The sequence below is a fragment of the Helicobacter cetorum genome (assembly GCF_900198405.1).
Taxonomy (GTDB): Bacteria; Campylobacterota; Campylobacteria; order Campylobacterales; family Helicobacteraceae; genus Helicobacter; species Helicobacter cetorum_C.
Genome location: NZ_FZMR01000006.1, coordinates 67,272 through 87,836, shown reverse-complemented (window position 1 = coordinate 87,836; position 20,565 = coordinate 67,272). Strand labels below are relative to the sequence as shown.

Annotated in this window: 23 protein-coding genes and 1 pseudogene; 12 read left to right on the top strand and 12 right to left on the bottom strand. The window is 35.1% G+C overall.

Going from position 1 to position 20,565, the window contains the following annotated elements:
• The first annotated feature begins 659 nt into the window (after positions 1-659).
• Together C6H25_RS08955 and C6H25_RS08950 are read left to right on the top strand one after the other, a co-directional pair.
• Entirely contained in the window at positions 660-890 is a 231-nt protein-coding gene (locus C6H25_RS08955; RefSeq protein WP_199768921.1) for an AIPR family protein, read from the top strand.
• A gap of 29 nt (positions 891-919) precedes the next feature.
• On the top strand, positions 920-1,207 hold the full coding sequence (locus C6H25_RS08950; protein WP_199768920.1) for an AIPR family protein: 288 nt from the start codon (positions 920-922) through the stop codon (positions 1,205-1,207).
• Positions 1,208-1,714: 507 nt separating this feature from the next.
• Here the strand turns inward: C6H25_RS08950 and C6H25_RS02675 are convergent.
• The 3 genes from C6H25_RS02675 to C6H25_RS02665 all read right to left on the bottom strand — a co-directional run bounded on the left by C6H25_RS02675 (position 1,715) and on the right by C6H25_RS02665 (position 4,583).
• Entirely contained in the window at positions 1,715-2,695 is a 981-nt protein-coding gene (locus tag C6H25_RS02675) for an iron-sulfur cluster assembly scaffold protein (RefSeq protein WP_104747928.1), read from the bottom strand.
• 25 nt (positions 2,696-2,720) lie between these two features.
• Entirely contained in the window at positions 2,721-3,887 is a 1,167-nt protein-coding gene (locus C6H25_RS02670) for a NifS family cysteine desulfurase (protein ID WP_104747927.1), read from the bottom strand.
• Between the two features lie 180 nt (positions 3,888-4,067).
• Positions 4,068-4,583, bottom strand: coding sequence for a helix-turn-helix domain-containing protein (locus tag C6H25_RS02665; protein ID WP_104748003.1), 516 nt, complete (start codon positions 4,581-4,583; stop codon positions 4,068-4,070).
• 192 nt (positions 4,584-4,775) lie between these two features.
• Between C6H25_RS02665 and C6H25_RS02660 the strand changes: the two genes are divergently transcribed.
• The 3 genes from C6H25_RS02660 (at position 4,776) to C6H25_RS02650 (ending at position 6,313) form a co-directional block, all read left to right on the top strand.
• Complete coding sequence (locus C6H25_RS02660; RefSeq protein WP_104747926.1) at positions 4,776-5,324, top strand: YbhB/YbcL family Raf kinase inhibitor-like protein; 549 nt, start codon at positions 4,776-4,778, stop codon at positions 5,322-5,324.
• A gap of 75 nt (positions 5,325-5,399) precedes the next feature.
• Positions 5,400-5,999 (top strand): acyltransferase family protein, encoded by a 600-nt coding sequence (locus C6H25_RS02655; protein ID WP_104747925.1) that lies wholly within the window; start codon positions 5,400-5,402, stop codon positions 5,997-5,999.
• A 5-nt stretch (positions 6,000-6,004) separates the two neighbouring features.
• Positions 6,005-6,313: a hypothetical protein gene (locus C6H25_RS02650; protein ID WP_158653859.1), complete on the top strand. Its 309-nt coding sequence runs from the start codon at positions 6,005-6,007 to the stop codon at positions 6,311-6,313.
• Between the two features lie 110 nt (positions 6,314-6,423).
• Here the strand turns inward: C6H25_RS02650 and C6H25_RS02645 are convergent.
• The 7 genes and pseudogenes from C6H25_RS02645 to C6H25_RS02615 form a co-directional block, all read right to left on the bottom strand.
• Positions 6,424-6,513: pseudogene (locus C6H25_RS02645) on the bottom strand (lipooligosaccharide 5G8 epitope biosynthesis-associated protein (lex2B)); the annotation flags it as partial.
• 283 nt (positions 6,514-6,796) lie between these two features.
• Positions 6,797-7,732 carry a thioredoxin-disulfide reductase gene (gene trxB, locus C6H25_RS02640; RefSeq protein ID WP_104747923.1) on the bottom strand — a complete coding sequence of 312 codons (936 nt, stop codon included), beginning with the start codon at positions 7,730-7,732 and terminating at the stop codon, positions 6,797-6,799.
• 4 nt (positions 7,733-7,736) lie between these two features.
• Positions 7,737-8,057 (bottom strand): thioredoxin, encoded by a 321-nt coding sequence (trxA, locus tag C6H25_RS02635; protein ID WP_104747922.1) that lies wholly within the window; start codon positions 8,055-8,057, stop codon positions 7,737-7,739.
• Between the two features lie 88 nt (positions 8,058-8,145).
• Positions 8,146-8,490: a YraN family protein gene (locus C6H25_RS02630; RefSeq protein WP_104747921.1), complete on the bottom strand. Its 345-nt coding sequence runs from the start codon at positions 8,488-8,490 to the stop codon at positions 8,146-8,148.
• Positions 8,491-9,756: a homoserine dehydrogenase gene (locus tag C6H25_RS02625; protein WP_104747920.1), complete on the bottom strand. Its 1,266-nt coding sequence runs from the start codon at positions 9,754-9,756 to the stop codon at positions 8,491-8,493.
• Positions 9,757-9,766: 10 nt separating this feature from the next.
• Positions 9,767-11,551, bottom strand: coding sequence for an excinuclease ABC subunit UvrC (uvrC, locus tag C6H25_RS02620; RefSeq protein ID WP_104747919.1), 1,785 nt, complete (start codon positions 11,549-11,551; stop codon positions 9,767-9,769).
• Positions 11,552-12,019, bottom strand: a complete 468-nt coding sequence (locus tag C6H25_RS02615) for a hypothetical protein (protein ID WP_104747918.1) — start codon at positions 12,017-12,019, stop codon at positions 11,552-11,554.
• On the opposite strand from C6H25_RS02615, the gene C6H25_RS02610 reads away from it, so the two are divergent.
• Entirely contained in the window at positions 12,011-12,190 is a 180-nt protein-coding gene (locus C6H25_RS02610) for a hypothetical protein (RefSeq protein WP_104747917.1), read from the top strand. The two genes, C6H25_RS02615 and C6H25_RS02610, sit on opposite strands and share 9 nt — an antisense overlap.
• Before the next feature lie 14 nt (positions 12,191-12,204).
• Here C6H25_RS02610 and C6H25_RS02605 read toward each other — a convergent pair whose 3' ends face one another.
• Positions 12,205-12,846: an ATP-binding cassette domain-containing protein gene (locus tag C6H25_RS02605; protein WP_104747916.1), complete on the bottom strand. Its 642-nt coding sequence runs from the start codon at positions 12,844-12,846 to the stop codon at positions 12,205-12,207.
• A gap of 4 nt (positions 12,847-12,850) precedes the next feature.
• Positions 12,851-14,434: an ABC transporter permease/substrate-binding protein gene (locus tag C6H25_RS02600; RefSeq protein WP_233707310.1), complete on the bottom strand. Its 1,584-nt coding sequence runs from the start codon at positions 14,432-14,434 to the stop codon at positions 12,851-12,853.
• Between the two features lie 76 nt (positions 14,435-14,510).
• Here C6H25_RS02600 and C6H25_RS02595 point away from each other — a divergent pair, with 76 nt between their 5' ends.
• The 6 genes from C6H25_RS02595 to fdh3B are packed head-to-tail and all read left to right on the top strand — an operon-like array spanning position 14,511 to position 20,553.
• Positions 14,511-15,947, top strand: coding sequence for a 4Fe-4S binding protein (locus tag C6H25_RS02595; RefSeq protein WP_104747915.1), 1,437 nt, complete (start codon positions 14,511-14,513; stop codon positions 15,945-15,947).
• Positions 15,948-15,951: 4 nt separating this feature from the next.
• Entirely contained in the window at positions 15,952-16,557 is a 606-nt protein-coding gene (locus tag C6H25_RS02590; protein ID WP_104747914.1) for a formate dehydrogenase, read from the top strand.
• Between the two features lie 12 nt (positions 16,558-16,569).
• The gene (locus C6H25_RS02585) at positions 16,570-16,779 is read left to right on the top strand and encodes a hypothetical protein (protein WP_104747913.1); all 210 of its coding nucleotides are present in this window, start codon (positions 16,570-16,572) and stop codon (positions 16,777-16,779) included.
• Between the two features lie 21 nt (positions 16,780-16,800).
• Positions 16,801-19,614, top strand: a complete 2,814-nt coding sequence (locus C6H25_RS02580) for a formate dehydrogenase subunit alpha (protein ID WP_104747912.1) — start codon at positions 16,801-16,803, stop codon at positions 19,612-19,614.
• Between the two features lie 39 nt (positions 19,615-19,653).
• On the top strand, positions 19,654-19,872 hold the full coding sequence (locus C6H25_RS02575; RefSeq protein ID WP_104747911.1) for a DUF2798 domain-containing protein: 219 nt from the start codon (positions 19,654-19,656) through the stop codon (positions 19,870-19,872).
• Positions 19,873-19,893: 21 nt separating this feature from the next.
• Positions 19,894-20,553 carry a formate dehydrogenase FDH3 subunit beta gene (gene fdh3B / locus C6H25_RS02570; protein ID WP_104747910.1) on the top strand — a complete coding sequence of 220 codons (660 nt, stop codon included), beginning with the start codon at positions 19,894-19,896 and terminating at the stop codon, positions 20,551-20,553.
• Positions 20,554-20,565: the final 12 nt, after the last annotated feature.

Sequence of the window (20,565 nt, the reverse complement as noted above, 5' to 3'; positions counted from 1 at the left end):
AATAATTATCAAGGAATGCTCAATGGGCACAAAAGTTTGATATTGGCTTAAATGCTAAAATCAATGATTTTTTAAAGAGATTTAACATAACTAAAAGTGAGCAAAATGAAAATAATATTTTTGAAGACTTCAGTAACTATATTATTGCCTCAAATCTATTGGAAGAAGAATTACACGATATTGCATCAATATCTACAGATAAGGCACAAGGAATAGATGGCATTGCAATCATAGGAAACGGATAATCAATAGCTGAAGAATCTGATATAGATAAATTTGGTGATAAGAAAAGAATAAATGTTAAAATAGGTTTTATACAATCTACAACACAGAACGGTTTCAATGAACAAAAGTTTAGCACTTTTGTAGATACGGTTGTTAGCTTTCTAACAGAGAATATAGAAATTGAACCTTTTTATACAATTTACAAGAATGGGAGAACTTCGCATAATTTTTCACCTAATAAGATTAAAATTGAAGAAAATAAAATTCAATCTAGGAATGATTTAGAGCATAAATGTATTCTTGACAGAATTGGCATCCTCCAAAAAGATGAGCTCAAGGAAAAGTATGACAAAATTGCTAGATTTCATGCAGTAAAGTTACAATTTGAAGATACGATTGAGTTACCTTCTGTTAAAAATATTGAAATTAGTTTATTGGCAACTGTTAAATTCCAAAATCTGAAAAATTTAATACTAACTACTGACGGTCATTTAAAACAAAGTTTATTTATGGAAAATTTCAGAAGTTGCATTGGGCAAACAAATGTCAATCAATCTATTGAAAAAACTTTAAACAATGAAAGCAAAAAATGTTATTTTCCTTTTCTCAACAATGGGTTAGTTATTGTCTGTGACAATATAGAAAGAGAAAGATCTAAAAAATAATTTTTCACTTACATTTCCAAGAATTATCAATGGGTGTCAAACAACAAATGTCCTTTTTCATCAATATAAAAAAGAAAAAAGAAAAGATCGATAATGTTGAAATGGTTATAAAAGTAATCGCCACTAAAGATAAGACATTAAAGAAAGACATTATATATTCAGCCAATAATCAAAACGCCATTGATAAAGATTTACAATCGTTAAATGAATACCACGAAAAAATTGAAAACTTCTTCATGGGTCAAGAAGGAATAGGATTATTTTTTGAAAGATTAAGGGGTCAATACTCAGACATTATTCCTCCATACAAAAAATAGACATAGAAACAATCGCTATAATTTTTATATCTGTTTTTCATCAAGAACCACATAAAGTCAAAAAATAATGTTAGTTCCACTATTGAAGAAAAACAAAAAGACAATAAATTATCTACTCACCATAGCTACCCAAGTGAATATTATTACTGCAGTGTTTTATGGTATTGGTATAACTTCTTCTGTGGCAATAAAACCATTACTCCATGATCTAAAAGAATGGACATGCACATTCTTATGGCTTGCAACATATTGTTACAAACTAAATATTCTAATATTGAAGACAGGATTAGATACTTAGATTCAAAAGAGAACGAGAGCGATGCTAAGTATTTATTTAAAAAACCGTAGAATTATTAAAACTCAAAAGACTATCTGTTTGGTAAAAGAGGTTTTTATTCAGGTCCTCAAACAAAAAAACTTATTGACGAATTAAAAAATTTAAACATCTTTAATTAATAGATAAAAAGACCGTTTTTTAAACGGTCAATAACATTTCTATTAAAACACTCAAATCGGTAACACCCTGATATTTCTATCTAGCAATTCTTGTAAGGCGTTTTCAATGGCAAATAAAGTCCCCGTAGTAGCACTCATGCATCCATCACATGCTCCTACATAGCGGATATACACATCAATGTAATCATCACTTTCTTTGATATCTAGAATCTCCATATCCCCTCCATCCATCATCAGCATAGGGCGGATATTTTCATCAATGACCTTATCTACCGCCTTAATCTTTTGAACCATAGTCATTTCTCTAAAAGATAATTCCCCATTTTGAGATTTATTGGCTGTAGCCTTAAGTTTTTCAGCTTCCATTTCTTCGCGCACTTCTTTAAGAATATCCACAAGATAATAATCTCTTTTTTCATGCCCACCGGGTCTAATACAGCTCCCACAAAAACCACCGGCTTTGGTGTAGTTAGTGATTTCTTCAACGCTTTTTAAATCATTAAGTTTAATCACTTCCCTTAGAGTGCTTAAACTCACTCTCGCACACTCACACACAATGATTTCATCTTCAAAATCTTCTGCACTTTTGCCCAAATATTGCCCCGCAGCTTGCTTAATCACATCATATGCCATAACCGAGCAATGCATTTTTTGTCCCGGAACTGCTGGGGTATCTGGGTCGTCTCTCAAGCCTCTTTCTACATCTAAATTCGTAATTTTTACTGCCTCTTGCACCTTTTTGCCCAAACATAATTCAACCATCATATCCGAGCTTGCAATCGCTGTCCCACAACCAAAGCTTTTAAACTTCGCATCAATAATGGTGTCTGTGCTTTCATCTACAAGCCAATACAATCTTACCGCATCTCCACAAGACTCTGCACCATAATCTGCCACAATAAGCTTTGCGTTTTTTTCCTTAGCTTGTTCTTGTGTTAAAACCCCTAAATGCGTAGGGTTATCCATACGCCTTTGCACTTCTTTAGAATACGCATCCCAAAGAACTGAACCCACTAAATCATGTTTTGCCATTATTTATTCCTTTTATTTAATATCTTTAATAAGAGCTTGAAATATTTCTCAATCTTGTAGTTGCTTTAGAAAAAACTTCAATCGTTTTTTCAATCTCAGCTTCGGTTGTAAAACGGCTCAATGAGAGCCTAATTGCTGTGTGAGCAAGCTCCTTACTAGCCCCAATGGCTACCATTACCGGATTTGCTTCTAAATCCTCACTCGCACACGCACTCCCCGTTGATGCGGCGATATTTGCACGATTCAAATCCCATAGCATAGCCTCCCCTTCAATCCCTCTCACGCTAATTAAAGTCGTATTAGGCACACGATGTTTTCTATCGCCCACCACCATCACATCAGGAATTTTTAAAAGAGCGTCTTCTAATTTATCACGCAATTTTGCGATGACATTTTTTTCATAGTCTAAATATTCAGTCGCTAGTCTCATCGCTTCTCCCATGCCCACAATATAAGGCACATTCAAAGTCCCGCTACGCCTACCATTCATATGTTCTCCGCCATGAAAAAGGGGAGTCAATTCCACCCCACTTTTAATGTATAGCCCCCCAATACCTTTTGGTCCATGAAACTTATGAGCACTAAAAGAGAGAAAATCCACATTCGCTTTGACCACATCTACAGGAATTTTACCAATGGCTTGCACCGCATCACTATGAAACAGCACACCCCTTTCTTTACAGATAGCTCCAATTTCTTCAATAGGAAAAATAAGACCGGTTTCATTATTAGCCCACATCACGCTCACTAGAGCCGTTTTTTCTGTGATGGCTTCTTCAACTTGCTTGGCTGTTATACTCCCATGCTCATTGATAGGCAAGTAAGTAACTTCTACCCCCAAACTTTCTAAAAAACTACAAGTCGCTCGCACAGCCGGATGCTCTGCAACGGTTGTAACAATATGATTTTTGCCTTTCTTTAAGCATTCATCAAAATACACGCCCTTTAAAACCCAATTATTACTTTCAGTCGCACAAGAAGTGATAATCACATCATCTATATCTCTAGCATTAATGCCCATATAAAGCTTGTCTAATGCATCAGTAATGGCAGGGTGAATCTCTGTGCCAAATTTATGCAAAGAGCTGGGGTTTCCGTAATGCTCTGTTAAAAATGGCTCCATGATTTCTTTGACCTTAGGGTCAATTTTAGTCGTAGCGTTATTGTCTAAATAAATTCTTTCGTGTAACACCGAAGTATTTCTCCTTTAAAATTTTTGAGCGATTGTTCCCATTTAAGTTTAATACTTGATAAATACAAAAAACTTTCTTAATTTTAACTTAAAAATACAACAGAATTTACTAAAAACAACTCTTTTTTGAAAAATCCCCTACTCTGCCCTACCACAAAAAGTAGGTTATAAACGCAGGGCTTAAGAACTAAGAGGTCTTCCTCTCCTATCCTTTAAGGCATCTATCCCACCTTTTTGATAGCGCTTTTCCCACACATAAAGTTTTTGTAATTGTCTAGAGACTTCTTTTTTAGTTGGTTTAATCCCTTTGACATTATAAAGAACGGTAATAATAAGCGGTTTAGGAATATTATATTGTTGGATAAACTCTAAGCAATCCTTTTTGGAATTAGGGTCTTGTTTGTTGCGGGTAATATCCACATGCCCTAAATGCTTTAAGATAAAAAGACGCTTATCTTCATCTTCTGGGGCTAGTTCTGGAGCTAATTCCATCTCTTCACTAACACCCCTTAAAAACCTATGGCTATTTCCTAAAGAAACATCATTATTTGGCTTAATCAAGCTTGTAAATAATGCCTCTTGTGGAGAGAGCCACACACGAGTGCTTAAAGTATTTTCTAGTAATACAAACACCTTTTTTTGCTGTTCCAATAGTGCATCCATTCTGGCACATAAATCATTTATTCTCTTTTCCATTCGCAAATGATAGCAATAAACAAGAAACAAATTATTAATTAAATACAAAAATTATAGCTATTTCTTAATAATTCTTATTCTATGCTTTTATATATTTGTATTATTTTCCCTAATTTACGCTATTCTTGTGGTTAGCATGTGATAAAATAAATACTCAAAAATTCACAATAAAAACTTTTAGGAGTATAAATTATGCAAAGTTTTAATGTTTATATTGAGATTGATTCACAAGGCTATCTAGACGCTAAGTTTGGCGGTAACGCCCCTAAAGAATTTTTAGATGAAAATGGCTTACCCACTTATTCGCCTAAGATTTCATGGGACAAGGTAGAAAATGCTAAAAGCTATGCTTTAGAGCTTATAGACCATGACGCTCAAAAAGTGTGTGGCATGACTTTTATCCACTGGGTTGTGGGCAATATTTCTGGCAATGTCTTAGAAGAAAACGCTTCAATGATGGATAAAGAAATTATTCAAGGGGTCAATTCACTCACTCAAGGTTTTGTGCGTTCAACTCTTAGTGAGAGTGAAAAACAGCATTCTAATATGAATAATAGTGTCTATATCGGCCCTATGCCCCCTAATGGCGATCATCATTATCTTATCCAAGTGTATGCCTTAGACATTCCTAAACTTGAATTACAAACCCCTTTTTTCTTAGGCGATTTGCATGACAAAATGCGTGGGCACATTATAGCTATAGGAAGAACAGAGTTTTTATATAAGCAATTTATTAAATAAAACTATGCAGAGCTATAAGCTCTGCTAAAAATTCAATACTATTCTTTCATTTCTCTTTAAAAAGGATTTTTTGCAATGATTCAACGCAATCAATTAGCCGATAATCTTAAAGCCATAGGTATTTTAGCGGTTGTTTTAGGACATATTAACTCCCCTTATTCTAATTTGATTTATTCTTTTCACATGCCATTATTTTTCTTTGTAGGAGGGTTTTTTATCCCTAAAAATTTAGAGTTATTAAGTTTTATTACAAGGAATTTTAAAAAACTTATAGGGGCGTATTTTATCTTTACTCTTTTAGGAATTGGTGTAGAAATTTTAAAACGCCTTGCTTTGCATAGAGAGGCTTTAGAAATAGCACCAACTCTAAAAGGCTTGTTTTTAACAGCTGATTTAAATGGCACTTATGCGTTAGTTTTGTGGTTCTTACCATGTCTTTTTGTATCCAAAGTCCTTTTGGCAAGTTTTTTAAAATTCACTTCAAACATGTATATTCTTATTTTTCTTTCACTTTTGGCTTTTAGTATTTCATCTTATTTCCCTAACTACTTTCAAATCCCTAGAGCCTTAACATCTCTGATCTATTTAGTCTTAGGGTATTTCTACTATCAAATGTCAATTACGAGAGAGAGAGAGAGAGAGAGAGTAAAATACTTCCAACAAGCGCTTTGCTAACGCTCATGAGTATTTATATTTTCCAAAACATTCCTACTTATCATTCTAATTCAATCATACAAGTTCTATGGGCATTAAGCATGATTATCTTGCTTGGCACTTTAAGCAAATATCTAAACATCAAAGTTTTAAACTTTTATGGTAAACATAGTTTTTTTATCTATGTTTTTCATATTTATACCAATAACATCGCTCATCTCATCGCTGAAAAAATGGGTTTTTCATATTGGTTTAAATTCTTTTTATCATTAATAATGTTGCATGCGTTGTTATTTATCAAAAAGAGATTTTTTTCTATGATAAAGTTAGTGTAGCCTTTTATAAGAACCGCCACCACTTTAACTACTTAAAATGGAGTTCTCTCATCAAGGCAATTTTAGGACTATAAGGCTCTTCTATGCGACTTAATAGCGGTTAGTTGCATAATGGCGTTGAGTAAGGTAGTCGTGTCTCTAAAGACCAAGCCAAACTCATCGCACACTTTTTTATTTAAAGAAATGATAAAAACACGCAATTTTAAAATCCTTGTAGATGATAGTTCCTATAAGCATTACTTGCTTAACCCAATAGCTTTAGATAGCAAAAATCATATAAATAGCTTGTCTCAATATATCCCAAATATTAAAAAATTAAGGTCATCTTAGATACAGAAAAACCAAGGTTGCATTAACTTTAAATTAGCCTGATTAATAAATACACTCTTATACCCTAATCTATAGTCAATGAAAAACTAAACTTTAAGGGAATGAAATTAAAATCCCAAGAAATTTCTTTCTTAGGATTAGAACATAAAAATTTTAGTGATTTTCTAAATAAGAAATAACACCTAATGCCGCAGTAGCACCATCACTTGCAGCACAAACCACTTGCTTAGGGGCAAAAATGCGAATGTCTCCTGCTGCAAACAGCCCTTCAACATCTGTTTTCATGGACAAATCCACAGCCATAGAACCATATTCATCGCATTTGCATAGCATAGAGCCATCTTCTTGTTTTAGCACGGCGTTATTTACATCATAACCTACAAAAACAAAGATACCCGGCACAACTAATTCCCTTGTCTCATTAGTAGCGGTATTTTTAATGCTTAAAGAAGATACGCCAGCATTATCGCCCTTGATTTCTTCCACCACATAAGGAGTTAAAAACTCAATCTTGTCATTCTTTTTGGCATGCTCTAAAGTAATGGGTGCACATCTAAAGCCATCTCTTCTGTGAATGAGATAAACTTTTTTACAAATATTAGCCAAGTAAATCGCCTCTTCTACAGCGGTATCACCCCCACCAAGCACAGCTACTTCCTTATTTTTGTAAAAAAAGCCATCGCATGTGGCACAAGTGCTTACGCCTTTACCCCAAAATTCTGACTCTCCTTTAATGCCGGTGCGTTTAGGGCTACCACCGGTAGCTATAATCACACTCTTAGCCTCAAAAGTCTTGCCATCTTCTGCATGAATAACAAAATGAGAGCCTTTTTTAGAAACCCTTTGAATGGCTGTCATCTCATGCTTTAATCCAAAACGAAAGCATTGCTCTTGCCATGGCTGCATAAAATCTAGCCCACTCAAAACTTCCTTAATGCCCGGATAGTTTTCAATCTCGCTACTGCCTGTGATTTGCCCACCGGGCATGCCCTTTTCAAATAAAACGACATTTTTAATACCACCCCTAGTGGCATAAAGCCCTGCACTCAAACCTGCAGGACCACCTCCAATAATCGCACAATCTAACATGCTACTAGCCTAAAAGCTTGTCTAATTGCTCTTTTAAAGCAACTTTAGTTTGTGCACCGATGAGCTGATGAACCACTTCGCCATTTTTCATAAACAAAATGGTAGGAATGCTTCTAATGCCAAATTTTGCACTCAATTCTTCTTGCTCATCAGTATTGACCTTGCAAATTTTAGCCTTATTTTCATACTCACTGGCTAATTCATCAATCACAGGGGATAACATCTTACAAGGACCACACCATGGTGCCCAAAAATCTACTAACGCAACGCCTTCTTTAACAGTGCTTTCAAAATTTTCTTGAGTTAATTCAATATAATGACTCATTAGTTACTCCTAATTATTTTATGATTTTGATTAACAGAATTATCTTAGCTTAAGAATGTTAATATACTAAGATTTATCCCAAATAAGTCTAAAAAGTGATATTTTCTAAAAGCTCAAACTTACCATTTTTCACAATGATAGCGTCAATGCAAAAATCACTATTAGGGTTATTTTGAGACAAATAATAGCGAATAGTTTTGATTATTCTTTTTAATTTACTTGGCGTAATCGCATAAACAGGCTCAAAGTTTTCTCCGCTTTTGACTTCAATAAAATGTAAAACCCCTTTTTTAAGAGCGATAATATCAATTTCTCCAAATTTTGAAAAAAAGTTTCTCTCTATGATTTCAAATCCTAGCGTTTTTAAAAAATTACAAGCTTCTTCTTCAGCCTTTAAGCCCTTTTCTTTATGTTTGTTGTTAAAAAATCGCATTCAGTTTTCCAAACGAATCATTTTAGGAGTATCTAATACACTTTCTAAATTTTCAAGCTCTTTAAGAGCATTTGAAAGGGATTTTTCGTTAGTTATATGCGTAGAAAATAAAATTTTAGCCTTGTTGGCTTGTGAGATTTCTTTTTGTAAGACATTATTGAGCGAAATATCATTGTGAGCTAAAATCGCACTAATTTGAGATAAAACCCCTTTTTCGTCATTCACTAATAAACGCACATAGTAAGCACATTGTATTTCTTCTTTAGGTTTTAAGGGTAGTTTTTGGGGATTTTCAAAGCCTAGCATTAAAGAGCTTTTTTTTCTTGCAATCTCTATAATATCACTAATAACCGCACTCGCTGTTGCCTCTCCCCCAGCCCCAGCTCCATAATATAAAGTCTCGCCTACTTTATCCCCTACTACACTTATAGCATTCATCACACCATCTACTTTAGAGAGCATGCATTCATTTTTTATCATGCTAGGATGGACTCTTAATTCAATACAATCTTGGTGTTTTTTAGCAATGCCTAAAAGTTTAATGCTATAGCCAAACTCTTTAGCAAACTCCATATCATCTTGCTCTATTTTTTCAATGCCTTCAATTAAAATTTCTTCAGGTTTCGCATCAATTCCATAGGCTAAAGAAGCTAAAATCAACAGCTTGTGTGCCGCATCAATGCCCTTAATATCAAATTCAGGGTTCAATTCAGCATAACCTAAATTTTGAGCGTCTTTTAAAGCGTCTTTAAAGCTTGCTTGAGCCTTAAACATCTGGCTTAAAATATAATTGCTTGTGCCATTTAAAATCCCTTTTAAAGAGAGAATGTGATTTGCACTCAAGCCGTCTTTTAAAGCCTTAATAATAGGAATACCCCCACAAACGCTCGCTTCAAAACCTATGGGGGTGTTTTGAGCGATTTGCTCTAATTCATAGCGGTGATACGCAAGCATGGCTTTATTAGCTGTAACCAAGGCTTTTTGTTTAGCTAAAGTTTGTTTAGCTAAACTATAAGGTATCTCAACCCCACCCATAAGCTCCACCACAATATCTATCTCTGTATCTTCTACTAAACTTTCCAAATCATTACTGATTTCAAAAGGGTAGTCTTTATATTTTTCAATATCTCGCACCACCGCTTTTTTAATCACAATTTCTACACCGGCTCTATCTCTAATAATTTCTTTATTTTCTTGTAAAATTTTAGCGACCGCACTCCCTACGCATCCTAAACCCACAAGCCCTATACACAATCTTTTTTTCATACTATTTCCTTTAAATTCGTTTTCTTAAAACAGCGTTTTTCTCTTGCTCACTCGCTTTTTCTATCGCTTCAAAACTTCCAAAATAATCTAATAATTTTTTCACACTTGCTTTTCCTATGCCCTTTTCTTCTAAAAGAGCGATTTGCTTAACGCTTTTAAGTTTGCTAGAACGATGAAAGCTTATCGCATATCTATGGCTTTCATCACGCAATTTTTGCACCCATTGCAAACGCTTATCGCTAGGAAGTAACTTAAAAGTATTATTAGGCGTATGGATAATATCTTTTGCCCCCCCTTTAGAGCGATACGCCTTAAAATCTCTCTTTTCCTTAGAAATGGCAATCACTTCTACAAAACTCCCGCTACTTTTTAAAACTTCTAAAGCGATTTTTAATTGTGCTTTACCCCCATCTATTACCCACAAATTAGGCGGTGGCTCTTTAGAAAAATTTAAGGCTCTTCTAGTGAGTAGCTCCGTCATTTGAGCGTATTCATTAGAGCCTTCTAAATGATAACGCCTGTAAGAGTTTTTTTGAAATTCTTCATTTTCATATACCACCATTCCCCCTACGCATTGACTGCTTGCATGATGGCTTGTATCAAAAATTTCTACCCTATAAGGCATGCATTCTAAGCCTAAAAGCGAACGCACTTCTTCAAGGATTTGCTCTTTATTATGAATTTTTTCTTGGCTAAAAATCTCTTTAGCATTTTTCATAGCGATTTCTATTAAAGCAAGTTTATCGCCCTTTTTAGGAATGCTAAGAGTGATTTTTTTGGAGTGTTTGCTATGGATAAATTCTTGTAACTCCATAAGCACTTCATTAGAGCAAGCACTCAATAGAATTTGTTCTGGTAGTAAAGGCAAATGAGATTGATAATGATTGATAATAGCTTGTTTAAGCACTTCTTCTGTATCAAAACCATTAACAGAGTGGATTTTTTCAAACGCTGAAGAGATGACTTTACCCCCTCGCATAAACATTTTCACTAACACCGCTTTATTATTTTCGCTATAAAAAGCAAAAATATCCAAATTATAGAGTTTGGCTAAGTCCATGCAAGTGAAAGGGACGATTTTTTGAATTTTAGCAATCCTATCTCTATAGATTAAAGCTTCTTCAAAACGCAAATTTTGAGAAAATCGTTCCATTTTTAATGCAAGCTCTTTAATCAATTTATCTTTATTTTCAATCATTTCTAAACATTCTTTGGCAATTCTTAAATACTCTTCTTTAGTGATTTTGTTTTCACATGGAGCTTTACAACGCTCTATTTGATAAAACATGCATGCCTTTTTAACCTTGATACAATTTTTCTTTTGAACTAAAGGAAGCAATTCATACAAGCTATCCAAAATATCCTTAGCTCCGCTAGTAAAAGGACCAAAATATTTGATATTAGACCGTTTTAAAACCTTTCGTGTGATTAAAGGAATAGGAAAAGCAATTGAAAAATCCATGTAAATATAAGGGTAAGTTTTATCATCTCTTAGCAACACATTGTATTTAGGCTTGAGTTGTTTAATGAGTGAATTTTCTAAAATCAAAGCGTCTTGTTCGTTTTCTACTAAAATAGTTTCTAAAAAAACGATTTGTTTAACCATCATTTGAATGCGTAAGCTGGTGCGGCTATTTGGCATAACTTCATCATTACGGATAGAAAAGTAGCTTCTCACTCGCTTTTTTAAATTCTTAGCCTTACCGATATAGAGTAATTGATGGTTTTTATCAAAGTATTGATACACCCCACTACTACTAGAAAGATTTTTTAAACTCAGCAATAAACTAGCCATTCACTTCTCAAAAAAACTTCGTTGATAGCCTATTAAAGAACGCACTTTTTCAAAACATTCATACAAATGAGTGTCTTTAATAGGGTTATGAAACACCCCTAAAGCACTCGGGCAATAAAATTGAGCTTGCTTTTTAATAGGGGCATAAAAATTTGCTTTTTCTAATAAATCTTTAGGCACATAAGCAATAATCTCTAAGTCGCTCAATCCATTAAACCCATAAGCTTGCCCTTGTGTGGCTAAAAAATGGCTTATTTCTTTAGCAAATCGCTGGTTAAATTCCTTACAAGCCCAAAGGTCTTTAAACGCAAAAAGCAATTTAGTCTCTTTTATTACTATAAAAGCCAAATTTTCTTGTAAACTTAAAGGCAAGAAAACTTTAAGCTTTTTGAGTTTTGAAAGGGCTTCAAGCTTTTTCAAATTATAAGACTTTTTTTGAACTAATAGGGAGAAAATATTTTGTTCCATAAACTTATCTTAACATGCTTTTTTACACTTATTGCTATAACTATTCAAGCTTGTGGCTATAAAGCCCCCCCTTTCAATAAAAAACCCACCCCAAAAACTTCAAATAGCACTAACTCTTCTATGCAAACCCAAACTAACAACACTACACCAGAATTTTTAAAAGAGCCTTAAGAATAGCCACTCTTTTAAAGAGCTTTAATTTCTAGTGTTTCTGTGGCTAATTTTTTAGCTTCGCTCTCATCATGCGTTACCATAATAAAGGTAGCTTGAGAGTGCGTATGTATATCTTTGATTAAATTCTGTAAATTCTTACGATTTAAACTATCCAAAGCACTAAAAGGCTCATCTAATAAAATAAGTTCTGGCTTATGAATAATGCCCCTAACAATGCCCACCCTTTGAGCTTGACCCCCGCTTAATTCATTAGGAAACTTGTCTAAAATACTCTCATCTAAGCCCATTTTTAACGCTAAACTTATAGCTTCTTTTTGAGCCACCTGCTTGTCTATGCCCTGTAAATTCAAGCAAAAAGTCATGTTTTGCAACACATTTAAATGGGGAAACAAGGAATTACCTTGAGCGATATAGCCGATTTTTTGTCTTAAATTAGTATTCTTTAAATCAAGAGTTTCATTAAAAACCTTAACACTTCCTAAACTTGGTTTCAATAGCCCCAAAATCAAAGCTAAAAGCGTGCTTTTACCACTCCCACTCTCCCCTAAAACACATAAAAAATCCCTTTCTTTAATGCTTAAATTAAAATCTTTAAAGATAGCACGATTTTGATAGCTAAAAGACAAATTTTCTATTGCAACTATTTCTTTCATGCTTTTATAATCCTATGCTTTCTAAAAAACTCTCAGCCACAGCCTTGGGGCTTTTTTTCAACACTTCTACTTGGTAATTTAAATCTTGCATTCTCTCATCAGTAATCTTTGCATTTAGCTTTTCTAAAATTTCTAAAACTTTAGGATACTTTTTGACAATTTCTTTTCTTATAACAACGCCAGCTTTATAGTTAGGAAAGAATCCCTTGTCATCTGTGAGCACTTTTAAATTTAATTCTTTAATTTGAGCGTCCGTAGTAAACACATCTAGGGCGTTGATTTTTTGCGATACAAAGCTTTTGTAACGCAAATTAATATCCATTTCATGCAAACTCTTAAACTTAAAATCGTAAGCTTTCATTAAGCCCTTAAACGCATCATCTCTTTCAAAAAAGTCAAATTCTGCCCCAAAGTCAAAATGCTCGCTATAAAGGGCTAAATCGCTGAAAGTTTGAATAGAATATTTTTGAGCATTTTCTTTAGAAATGGCTAAGGAATAGGTGTTATTAAAGCCCAAAAGCCCCACCCATAAAAGATTAAATTCTTTTTCATAACGCCTTTTAATTTCTTTAAAATCCACTTTTTCTTTCAAAGGATTTTTGAGCGTATTCACCCATGCGGTGCCGGTATATTCCACATACATATCAAAATCGCCCTTAAGCAATGCCGGATGGATATTGATAGTCCCCCCACCAATGCCAAAGGCTCGCTTAATAGGCAAGTGAGCGTGTTTTTCTAACAAAGTGCTTAAAATCTCACCCAAAATATATTGCTCACTACTGAGTTTAGTTGCCACGACTAAAGGCTTTTGCTCTGTAGTGTTCTTAGGCACTAGCCATAACACACTCGCTATAAGTAAGAATACAAATAGTGCTAAATTAGTATAGACTTTTATCTTTTGTTTTTGAGTAGCATTTTGAGAACACAAGTGTTGCAAAGCGTTTTCGTGCTGAAACACACTCACAAACTTATCCGCTAAAACACTAAATAATGCAATGATGAAACTACCCATAACTAAGAGCATGGTATTTTGAGTGTTAAGCCCCCTAAAAATCGCTTGTCCTAAGCCCCCTGCCCCAATCAATGCTCCAATTCCAGCCATAGCCACTAGCATCACCACCGCAATTCTTAAGCCCACTAAAATTTGTGGGATAGCCAATAAAAAACGCACTCTAAAAAACAACTCTTTTTGATTGCACCCTAACCCAATAGAAGCCTTAATTACTTCTTCTCTCACATCTTTTAAGGCGTTATAGGTGCTATGAACAATCGGCAATAAGCCATATAAGACCAATACTACAAGAGCGTTTTTTAACCCCACACCAATTAAAGGAATGAATAATGCAAATAACGCAAGCGAAGGAATGGTATAGAGAAAATTCACTATAGGGAGCAAGAATATTCTAGCCTTTGAGCTATAGAACACAAAAACCCCAATCAAAACCCCAAAAACTAGCACCATTAAGCTAGAAAGTGAGACAATCACAAAATGCTGTGCGATTAAATCTATAAAGTAAAACAACCGCTCATAAAATTCTTGTATAAAATGTTTTAAGACGCTCATGCCTAACATTATAACTAAACTCATTTAGTCTTTTAAGTTTTTTTAAGTATTTTTAAGTTTTATTAAGAATTAGTTTTATTTTAAATGTTACTATAAGAAAATGATTGAATTTATTTATGTGAAAGACCCTAAAAACCCTAATGTTGTATTGCATGACCACATTAACATAGAAGAGACTTCTAACACAGAATGCGTGGTGTGTAATGTCAAAAATCCTAAGGCTAAAGTAATAGCTAAAGAAGTAAATTTTTTAATCCAAAATTCCGCACAAGATGCTTTAGAATTAGCTCAAAGTTTGAGTATTTTATACGAAATGAATGCTCTTAAATTTGATTACAATAACACTAAAATTAGTTTTATAGAAAATCAAGAACAAGAATTCCAAGAAGTAAGAGAACATTTTAGCTATAACGCAAATATCTGTCAGTACCACCAGCGACAAACCGAATGCTGTGCCAAATGCACTGAAGTATGCCCTAGTCTAGCTATCACTAAACTAGATAAAGAAATCGCTCTTAAAAATAACCTAACATGCGAAGATAACCGCCATTTGGTTATCAATCATAGTGCTTGTATAGATTGTGCTAAATGCGTGAGCGTGTGTCCTAGTGGGGCGTTAGTGGATAATAAAATGAATTTAGAAAGTTTTAGAGAAATTTCTAAATTATATAAAGGATACACTCCCCTACTTTTAGACAGGTTTGAAGACTTAGAAAATTTAAAAGTCAATCTTAAAAAAGAAGTGTTACCCCTATGCTTAAATCTCAATGTGTTAGAGCAAACCTATTTTCTTACGCTTTTACAAGAGAGTGGCTCTCAAATCGTGCTTTTTGCTCCAAAGCTCAATGAACTAAGCATAGGCACACTAGAGAGTATCCAGCTTTTAAATGAAATTTATCATGCTATCTACAATACAGACGCTATTTTAGTAGCGAGTGATTTAGAGAGCTTGCAAACGCATTTAAACAACGCCCAACTTCTTTTACAAACACATTTCACACCCCCTATTACTACAGAACACACTAAAAGAGATAATTTTTCTCAAAGGCTTAGTTTTATGGTAGGTCAAACAAACTATAAAGAAAAAACAAGTTGTGGGGAATTTATCCGCTACGGGCATGTTGAAATCAATGATAATTGCACCTTGTGCTTATCATGTGTAGGAGCGTGTAATACAAATGCCTTAAGCATTGATGGCAATAACTACACCTTAAGCTTTAATGGAAGTTTATGCACTACTTGTGGGTATTGCGAAAGCATTTGTCCTGAAAAAGATTGCTTGAAATTATTTAGAGATGGTATCAGTTTAGAGCCAAATTATTTTAAGCCTATTGTCCTAGCTAAAGATGAAATTTTTCAATGCAAAATGTGTTCTAAGCCTATTGGCACGCAAAAAAGTGTCTTAAAAATCGCTAATATGATGACCCCTATTTTTAAAGATGATAAGAAAAAAATCGCCGCCCTTTATGCGTGTGCTGATTGTAAGGTTAAGATTATGTTAGAAGATTTTTTAGATATTAATTCTATTTTAAAGTGAAGATATGCAAATAGATGAAAATGTATTCAAAGCTAGAGCGTTGTATTATAGGCTTTGGCATTATTTAGTGAGTTTTATAGAAGAAGAAAAAGATTTTTTAGTTCTACAAGAATTAGTCCATCATTTATCATTATTTAGTTTTGATGAGACTTCTAAAAACGCATGGCACAATTTAAAAACGCACTTAAATTTTGAAAGTTTTAAAAACGAACAAAATTTAGTGCTGTTTTCGCCTAGCTATAACCTTGTGCCACTAAGCGCGTCCTTTTATATAGACAAACAAGAAAACGCCCTTTCACGCTTAAAAGCGATTGAAATTTTAAAGCTTTCACAACTAGAAATCACTAGCCCCTTAATCAAACAACAAATCAGCGAAGATGATTTGAGTTTTTTAACGCTTTTAATGAACGCTTTATTATTTGAATGTATCCATAAGGATAAAAAGGCTTATCTTTTATGCGAACGCTTATTTAAAGAATTGTTTCATTTTTTCTGTGATGATTTTTTACAAAGATTACAAACACACCCAAAGAGCGTTTGTTATCTTAATTTTGCTAGTATTTTGAGAGCCTTTATTAGACATGAAAGATTATTTTTTAATCTTAACTGAAAGGATTAGAGTATGCAAAGACGCAACGCGCTAAAAAAAACAATCCTTGCCTTAGGGGGGATTGTTCTAGCAAGTGAGAGTTTAAAAGCAACGATGCCTAGCAAAAAATTCACTAACACACAAAGTGATAGCAATGGCGTAGTCATCGGTAAGAGCAATAAAAAAGAAATTCTTTATCATAAAACCCAAGCATGGGAAGATTTCTATAAAACCGTTTGGTAATCTTAAAAGAAAGGAAATAGCATGGAAGAAAAGCGTTTGAGTAGGCGTTCCTTTTTAAAAATGGGAGCTATTGGAGCAGGTGCGAGCGTGAGTCTTGCATTTGGGGAAAATCAAGTCAAAAAAACAGACAAGATAATAGACCCAAATGCCGGCGTTAAAAGGGTAAAAACCATTTGTAGTATTTGCTCTGCAGGGTGTGGGATTATCGCTGAGGTTAAAGATGGGGTATGGATTAGACAAGATGTCGCACAAGATCACCCCATTAGTGCAGGAAGTCATTGCTGTAAGGGGGTAGACCAAATAGATTTAGTTAAATCTAAAATGCGTCTTAAATACCCTTTAAAAAAGGAAAATGGCGAATGGAAACGCATTAGCTACGAGCAGGCTATCAATGAAATTAGCGAAAAAATGCTTAAAATGAGACAAGAGCATGGTCCAGATAGCATGATGTTTTTAGGGAGTGCGAAAATGAACTCTCAGCAAGCTTACTATTGGAGAAAATTTGCAGCCTTTTATGGGACTAACAATATTGACCATGTAGCAAGGATTTGACACAGCACAACAGTGGCCGGTGTGGCCAATACTTGGGGGTATGGTGCGATGACAAATCACTTTGGAGATGTAGCAGGGCATTCTAAGGCTATTTTAATGATAGGCTTAAATTCTGCAGTAAGTAACCCTATCGGCTTTAAGCATTTATTGCAAGCTAAGGATAGAAATAACGCTAAGCTTATTGTCATAGACCCAGTTTTTACAAAGTCTGCAGCTAAGGCGGATATTTATGTCCGTATCCGTTCAGGAACAGATATTGCCTTTATTTATGGTATGCTACATTTAATCTTTAAAAATAATTGGGAAGATAAAGAGACCATTAGAACTCGTGCTTATGGCATAGAAGAGATTAAAAAAGAGGCTATGCACTACACCCCAGAAGTGGTAGAAGATATTACGGGCGTGAAAAAAGAGTTGCTACATCAAGTAACCGAGCTTTTTGCTAAAACTAAGCCTGCTACGCTTTTATGGGCGTTAGGTATTACGCAACATAGCGTGGGTAGCTCTAACACACGCATTTTGTCTATTTTGCAACTTGTCTTAGGCAACATGGGCAAGAAAGGCGGAGGCTGTAATATTGTGAGAGGGCATGATAATGTGCAAGGTTCAACGGATATGTGCTGTGTAGCTGATAGCTTGCCGGCATATTATGGCTTAGGTGAGGCAAGTTGGAAATACTTCGCAAAATGTTGGGGAGTGAGCTATGAATATTTGCAAAAACGCTTTTACTCCCCTGAGTGGATGCATAAAAAGGGTTTTTCACTCTCTATGTGGTATGAGGGCGTCTTGCAAGAGACTAAAACCTATTCTACTAGCCCTATTAAAGGCTTATGGGTTCAAGGTAATGGAGTAACAAGCCTAGCTCATAACACCGACATAGCAAGAGCGATTGAAAAATTAGATTTAATGGTGATTGCTGAACCCTTTTTAAATGAGGCAGCGATTTTAAGCGATAAAAAAGACAATATTTATGTCCTACCTATAGCCACTCAATTTGAAAATGAGGGGATTGTGGTAGCGACTAATAGGGCGGCTCAATGGCGTTCTCAAGTAGTCAAGCCTTTATATGAATGCAAACAAGACCATGAGCTAATGTTTTTAATGGCAAAAAAGTTTGGCTTTTATGAAGAATTTACTAAAGCTTTAATGTGTGATTTTAATGCTAATGGCGAGTTAGTCAAAACTAGAGATTCGTTTGATTTTGCCATAGATGCTTGTAAGGAATTGGCAAGAACGCTTAAAGTGATTGGTTTAGGGGGTTGGACACCAGAGAGATTAAAAGCCCAACAAGAAAATTGGCACATGTTTGATTACTTGACTTTAGAGGGCAAAGGGCCTATGAAAGGACAATTCTATGGCTTACCATGGCCATCTTGGACGCCTAAGCATTCTGGAACGCCTATTTTATACGATGTGAGTGTGCCAACTAAAGAAGGGGGCATGGGCTTTAGAAACCGCTTTGGTTTGGAGCATAATGGGCATGACTTACTAGCAGATAAAAGCGTGAGTGTCAAAGGCTCTCAAATTAAAGGGGGCTATCCTGAACTTACTAAGACTAATATTGAAAAAGTGCTAGGCATTAAACTCAGCGAGCATGAGAAAAAAATCATGGGCGATAATTGGAAAGTAGATACAAGTGGTCTCATTCAAAAATACGCTGATGAAAAAGGCGTGTGCGTTTATGGGAATGCAAGAGCTAGAGCGATTGTATGGGATTTCACTGACCAAATTCCTAAGCACAGAGAGCCTTTACACTCTCCACGCCCTGATTTAGTCAAAAAATACCCTACTTTTAAAGACCAAACCAATAATTTTAGGGTAGATGTGCGTTATATCAGCGAGCAAACCAAACAAGAATGGGCAAAAGATTTTCCTATTATCATTGCTAGTATGCGTTTGGTTAATTTAAGCGGAGCAGGTATGCTTGAAAGAACAAGCAAGTATCTTTCACATATTACGCCTGAAATGTTTTGTCATATCCATCCGGATTTAGCCCTAAAGCATGGCATTAAAGATAATGATATGATGTGGATACACTCCCCTCAAGGCACTAAGATTAAAGTTAAAGCCATTCATAGCTATTCAGTAACCCCTGATAGGATTTGCATGCCTTATAGCTTTGCTGGGATTTTGCAAGGCGTGGATTTAAGCCATCGCTACCCTAAAGGCACTAAGCCTTATACTATCGGTGAAAGCTCAAATACTATTACTAACTATGGCTTTGACCCGGTTACGCAAATTCCGGAATTTAATGCTGGATTATGCAGAATTGAAAAGGCTTAACTTGGTATTAAATGAAATCGCACCCAAAAGGATTGAGAAATGATACCGACTAAATACAAAGGGCTGACTTTTTCGTTTCTCATGTCGCTTTTAATGTGCTTTGTAATGAGTGCAGTTATCACTTTTTTAAATCTTGGCACCAATGATTTTTTAAGCCATTGGGCTAAAAGCTTTGCGAGTGCTTTTGTTGTGGCATTTCCCACAGTGCTAGTGGTATTGCCATTAGTGCGTAAAATCGTAGATAAAATCGTTAAATAAGAAAAATTTAAGGAGAGAATTATGGCAAATCTTGTGTATAAAGACGCTCCTAAAACTGAGCCTATACCAAATCGCATGAAATTTTATTGCGATGATAATCGTTGTATTAGTTGCTATGCGTGTAGCGTGGCTTGCAGTCATTCTAATGAATTAGAAGTGGGACTAAATCGCCGTAAAGTCGTAACGCTTTATGAAGGCATTGAGGGTAAGGAAAAGTCCATTTCTATCGCTTGCCAGCATTGCACAGACGCCCCTTGCGCTCAAGTGTGTCCGGTAGATTGCTTTTATATTAGAGAAGATGGCATTGTGTTGCATAATAAAGAAACTTGCATAGGCTGTGGGTATTGCTTGTATGCTTGTCCTTTTGGCGCCCCACAATTCCCACGAGATGGGGCGTTTAGCGTTAGGGGGGTTATGGATAAATGCACCATGTGTGCAGGAGGTCCTGCAGAAACCAATTCAGAAAAAGAAATGAAACTCTATGGGGTTAATCGCATTGCTAATGGGCAAGTGCCTATGTGTGCGGCCACTTGTGCGACTAACGCTCTTTTAGTAGGCGATGCCAATAGTGTAGCAGAAGTCTATAGAAAAAGAGTGATGACAAAATATTCTAACGCACAGGATTTTAAAACTAAGCTTAAACACCAGCTTGAAGATGCAAGTTCGTCTAAACGCCCCTAAAACCACTAAAAA

Bases quoted from the DNA above. Each gene is read 5' to 3' on its own strand.
- C6H25_RS02575 (WP_104747911.1), top strand. From the start codon at position 19,654: ATGATACCGACTAAATACAAAGGGCTGACTTTTTCGTTTCTCATGTCG.
- C6H25_RS02630 (WP_104747921.1), bottom strand. From the start codon at position 8,490: ATGCGATTTTTTAACAACAAACATAAAGAAAAGGGCTTAAAGGCTGAA.
- C6H25_RS02625 (WP_104747920.1), bottom strand. From the start codon at position 9,756: ATGAAAAAAAGATTGTGTATAGGGCTTGTGGGTTTAGGATGCGTAGGG.
- C6H25_RS02590 (WP_104747914.1), top strand. From the start codon at position 15,952: ATGCAAATAGATGAAAATGTATTCAAAGCTAGAGCGTTGTATTATAGG.
- C6H25_RS02585 (WP_104747913.1), top strand. From the start codon at position 16,570: ATGCAAAGACGCAACGCGCTAAAAAAAACAATCCTTGCCTTAGGGGGG.
- C6H25_RS02595 (WP_104747915.1), top strand. From the start codon at position 14,511: ATGATTGAATTTATTTATGTGAAAGACCCTAAAAACCCTAATGTTGTA.
- C6H25_RS02675 (WP_104747928.1), bottom strand. From the start codon at position 2,695: ATGGCAAAACATGATTTAGTGGGTTCAGTTCTTTGGGATGCGTATTCT.
- C6H25_RS02655 (WP_104747925.1), top strand. From the start codon at position 5,400: ATGATTCAACGCAATCAATTAGCCGATAATCTTAAAGCCATAGGTATT.
- fdh3B (WP_104747910.1), top strand. From the start codon at position 19,894: ATGGCAAATCTTGTGTATAAAGACGCTCCTAAAACTGAGCCTATACCA.
- trxA (WP_104747922.1), bottom strand. From the start codon at position 8,057: ATGAGTCATTATATTGAATTAACTCAAGAAAATTTTGAAAGCACTGTT.
- trxB (WP_104747923.1), bottom strand. From the start codon at position 7,732: ATGTTAGATTGTGCGATTATTGGAGGTGGTCCTGCAGGTTTGAGTGCA.
- C6H25_RS02605 (WP_104747916.1), bottom strand. From the start codon at position 12,846: ATGAAAGAAATAGTTGCAATAGAAAATTTGTCTTTTAGCTATCAAAAT.
- C6H25_RS02600 (WP_233707310.1), bottom strand. From the start codon at position 14,434: ATGAGTTTAGTTATAATGTTAGGCATGAGCGTCTTAAAACATTTTATA.
- C6H25_RS02650 (WP_158653859.1), top strand. From the start codon at position 6,005: ATGAGTATTTATATTTTCCAAAACATTCCTACTTATCATTCTAATTCA.
- C6H25_RS08950 (WP_199768920.1), top strand. From the start codon at position 920: ATGGGTGTCAAACAACAAATGTCCTTTTTCATCAATATAAAAAAGAAA.
- C6H25_RS02665 (WP_104748003.1), bottom strand. From the start codon at position 4,583: ATGGAAAAGAGAATAAATGATTTATGTGCCAGAATGGATGCACTATTG.
- C6H25_RS02615 (WP_104747918.1), bottom strand. From the start codon at position 12,019: ATGGAACAAAATATTTTCTCCCTATTAGTTCAAAAAAAGTCTTATAAT.
- C6H25_RS02660 (WP_104747926.1), top strand. From the start codon at position 4,776: ATGCAAAGTTTTAATGTTTATATTGAGATTGATTCACAAGGCTATCTA.
- uvrC (WP_104747919.1), bottom strand. From the start codon at position 11,551: ATGGCTAGTTTATTGCTGAGTTTAAAAAATCTTTCTAGTAGTAGTGGG.